Source organism: Kitasatospora sp. NPDC007106 (assembly GCF_040634455.1).
GTDB lineage: Bacteria > Actinomycetota > Actinomycetes > Streptomycetales > Streptomycetaceae > Kitasatospora > Kitasatospora arboriphila.
On record NZ_JBEYFP010000605.1, the window covers coordinates 1 to 3,671 of the forward strand.

Here is a 3,671-nt window from a genome sequence, read left to right on the forward strand (position 1 = left end):
GCACGAGCGCCCGGCGGTCGGCGGTGTGCACGACCCGGCCGAGGGCGCCGTTGACGATCGGCAGGTACGGCGGGACGTGGCCGCACTCGACGTCCGCGAGGATCGGCACGCCGAGCGGCCCGAGGGCGTCCAGCACCGCCTCGTGCTGGGTCAGCGACCGTCCGTCGGGCGCGGCCGTGCGGCCGACCAGTACGGCGTTGGCGGCGTCGAAGAACCCGGCGAGCCGCATCCCGTGCAGGTTGCGGCAGATCGTGTAGGCGTCGTCGCCCGACGCCTCGACGTACACCAGCAGGCCCTCGGGGGCGTGCTCGCGGGCGAAGGCCGGGACGTCGCCGTAGGGCGTCCCCGCGATGTTGCACAGGGTCTCGATGCAGCCGCCGACGAGCCGGCCCTCGACGTCCAGCTCGCCGTCGCCGTCGAGGCGGGTCCAGGTGCCCCGGCCGTCGAGGACGAGCTCGCGGACCTCCGGGAACTCGGCGTAGTCGACCCAGCCGTTCACCCGGTGGCGGTCGGGCGGGGTCTGGGCGAAGCGGCCGCCCGCCGGCAGCGAGACGACGTCCAGCCAGGACAGCAGGCCCTCGGGCACCTCGTACGGGGTGTCCATCAGGTTGTTGCCGTGCAGGGTCGCGATCCCGGTCCGCAGGGTGAGCGGGGTCATCACGGTCGACAGGTCGGAGAAGCCGACCAGCCAGGCCGGCTCGGCGGCACGGATGCGGTCCCAGTCGAGCAGTGGCAACAGGTCGATCGCGGTCTCGCCGCCCCACGGCGGCACCACGGCCCGCACGGCCGGGTCCGTCAGCATGTCCGTCAGCTCGGCCGCGCGCTCCGCCGCCGGCGCGCTGACGTGCCCGGATCCGTCCGTGCAGCGGCCGAGGACGACCTCGAAGCCGCGGTCCTCGACCGTGCGGACGGCCACGTCCAGGCGCTTGCGGAGGCTCTCGGGGACACCGCTGGAGGGAGAGGTCACGGCGATCCGGTCGCCGGGGAGCAGGGGCTGCGGGAAACGTATCGGCATGCCGGTGATCATGGCACCCGCAGCGGTGCGAGGGTGGGCCAATTCAGAGGGCGGCGATGCCAGGGGCGCGTGAGGTGCCCCCACGCGCCCCTAGTGGTGCACCCACCTTGTGGTGCACCTACCTTGTGGTGCACCTACGGCCTTCGATGTCCGTCAGTCGACGTGGGCGGGGACGCGGGCCGGGGTGCGGTCCGCGGTTGTCCTGCGGCGCAGGGCGCCGGCCGACGGGATCAGCGCTGCGGCCAGCACCGTCACCACCGCGAAGGACACGGTGAGCGAGGTGGCCTGGGCGATGCCGCCGACGATCGCCGGGGCGACCAGGCCGGAGGTGTAGGTGACGGTGGCGACGCCCGCGATGGCCTGGCTGGCGTTGCCGCCGGACTTGCCGGCGGCGGCGAAGGCGAGCGGGACGACCACGGCGATGCCGATGCCGATCAGCGCGAACCCGGGGATGGCCGTCCAGGCGCCGGTCGAGAAGACCACCAGCAGGCCGCCGGCGGTGGCGACCGTGCCGCCGAGCCGGACGCTGCGCACCGGGCCGAGCCGCTCCACCACGGTGTCGCCGGCCAGCCGGGCCGCGGCCATGGTGGCGGCGAACGCCGAGTAGCAGGCGGCGGCGGTGCCGGCCGAGGCGCCGGTGACGTCCCGCAGGTAGACGCCGCCCCAGTCCATGCTGGCGCCCTCCGCGAAGACCGCGCAGAAGCCGACCAGGCCGATCAGCAGGGCCGAGCGCGGCGGCAGCGCGAACCGCGGCGGCGCCTCCTCCTCCGGCTCCGGGCGGACGTCCAGCAGCGGGCGGGTGACGACCACCGCGAGGCCGGTGAGCACCGCCGCGGCGAGCGCGAACTGCACCCGGGCGTCGAGGCCGCGGTGGGCGGCGAGCACGCCGAAGCCGGAGGCGATCAGGCCGCCGACGCACCACATGCCGTGCAGCCCGGACATGACGGACCGGCCGAGCCGCTCCTCGACCGCCACGCCCTGGGCGTTCATGGCCACGTCGGACATGCCGGCGCTGGCGCCGTACACGAAGAGGGCGAGCCAGAGCACGGCGAGGTTCGGGGCGAGGGCGGGCAGGGCGAGGGCGAGCGTCCACGCCATCAGCAGGGCGCGGACGGCGGCCCGCTCGCCGTAGCGGTGCACGATCCGTCCGGCCAGCGGCATGGCCAGGAAGGAGCCCACCGCGGGCGCGATCAGGGCGAGCCCCAGCTCGCCGGGGCCGAGGTCCAGGTGGTCCTGGAGCCAGGGGATGCGGGTGGCGAAGGTGCCCGTCACCGCGCCGTGCACGGCGAAGACCAGGGCGATGCCCACTCTGGCGCGCCGTACGCCGTGCAGTTCGTCTGCCATGCGATCGTCCTCTCCGGTCTGTCCAGCATGACTCCGATAAACTATCAGGAAGGGACCCTGATAAAAACCTCTGGAAAGATGCGCTTCCATGACGACCGCGCGCACGGCGACGCCCAGCACCGCCCGGGCCATCAACGACCGGCTGGCGCTCGACCTCCTGCTGGAGAGCGGCCCGCTCACCGCCACCGAGCTGCGCGGCCTCACCGGACTCTCCCGCCCCACCGTCGCCGACCTGCTCGAACGGCTCCAGCGGGCCGGCCTGGTGGCCGTCGTCGGCGAGAGCGGCGAGCAGCGCCGCGGGCCCAACGCCCGGCTCTACGCCCTCGTCGCCGACCGCGCCTTCCTCGCCGGCGTCGACGTCCGCACCACCGGCGTCGACCTGGTCGTCGCCGACCTCACCGGACGCACCCGGGCCGCCGCGACCGTCGCCGGCGCCGACGAACGGCTCGCCGAACGCACCCTCGACGCCCTCGCCCGGGCCGCCCGCGAGGCCGGCGCCGACCGCCTGCACACCGTCGCCGTCGGCGCACCCGGCCTCTTCGACCCCGCCACCGGCGAGCACCGGAACTCCGGCGCCCTCTCCCGTCACCAGACCGAACTCCTCACCGCGCTGCGCGCCGACCCGCGCACCGAGGTCACCGTCGACAACGAGGTCAACCTCGCCGGCATCGCCGAGCACCGGCTCGGCGCCGCCCGCGACCGCGACACCTTCGTGCTGATCTGGCTCAGCCACGGCGTCGGCGCCTCCGTCGTCCTCGACGGCCGGCTGCGGCGCGGCGCCGCCGGCGGCACCGGCGAGATCGGCTACCTCCCGGTGTACGGCTCCGGACTGCCGAGCGGCGACGGCGGCTGCGACTCCGGCGGCTTCCACACCCTGGTCTCCTCCGCCGCGGTCTGCGACCTCGCCCGCGCCCACGGCCTGCCCGTCCCCGAACCGGCCGGCCCGCCGACCAGCGCCCCGCTCGGCGAGGACGTGGTGCGGCACGCCGCAGCCGCCGGCGGCCCCGCGGCCGACGCCTTCCTCGACGAGTACGCCCGCCGGATCGCGCTCGGCGCGGCCTCGGTCTGCGCGGTGCTCGACCCCGGCTGCGTGGTGCTCGGCGGCGAGATCGGCCGGGCCGGCGGTGATCGGCTCGCGAGCCGCGTCGAACGCGAGATCGCCCGGCTCGTCCCGCTGCGCACCGAGGTCCGGGCCGGCACCGCGGGCGGCGGCGCCGTCCTCGCCGGCGCCGTGCTCACCGCGGGCGACGCCGTCCGCCGCGACCTCTTCGGCGGCGCCTGACCGGCCAGGGGTCGGGAGGAGGTGCCCCCA

3 protein-coding genes are annotated in these 3,671 nt (G+C 75.8%); 1 reads left to right on the forward strand and 2 read right to left on the reverse strand.

All coding sequences use genetic code 11. The annotated features are described in order from the left end of the window. Both ABZ641_RS29265 and ABZ641_RS29270 read right to left on the reverse strand, forming a co-directional pair. Positions 1–1,015, reverse strand: a 1,015-nt coding sequence (locus ABZ641_RS29265; RefSeq protein ID WP_359986554.1) for a S66 peptidase family protein, incomplete at its 3' end; no start/stop codon positions are given. 153 nt (positions 1,016–1,168) lie between these two features. Next, positions 1,169–2,359, reverse strand: a complete 1,191-nt coding sequence (locus ABZ641_RS29270) for an MFS transporter (RefSeq protein WP_344627528.1) — start codon at positions 2,357–2,359, stop codon at positions 1,169–1,171. Between the two features lie 88 nt (positions 2,360–2,447). Here ABZ641_RS29270 and ABZ641_RS29275 point away from each other — a divergent pair, with 88 nt between their 5' ends. Then, entirely contained in the window at positions 2,448–3,641 is a 1,194-nt protein-coding gene (locus ABZ641_RS29275) for an ROK family transcriptional regulator (RefSeq protein WP_359986556.1), read from the forward strand. The last annotated feature ends 30 nt before the right edge of the window (positions 3,642–3,671 follow it).

Excerpts from the sequence above, each read along its gene's own strand:
- ABZ641_RS29275 (WP_359986556.1), top strand. The coding sequence starts at position 2,448 with ATGACGACCGCGCGCACGGCGACGCCCAGCACCGCCCGGGCCATCAAC.
- ABZ641_RS29270 (WP_344627528.1), bottom strand. The coding sequence starts at position 2,359 with ATGGCAGACGAACTGCACGGCGTACGGCGCGCCAGAGTGGGCATCGCC.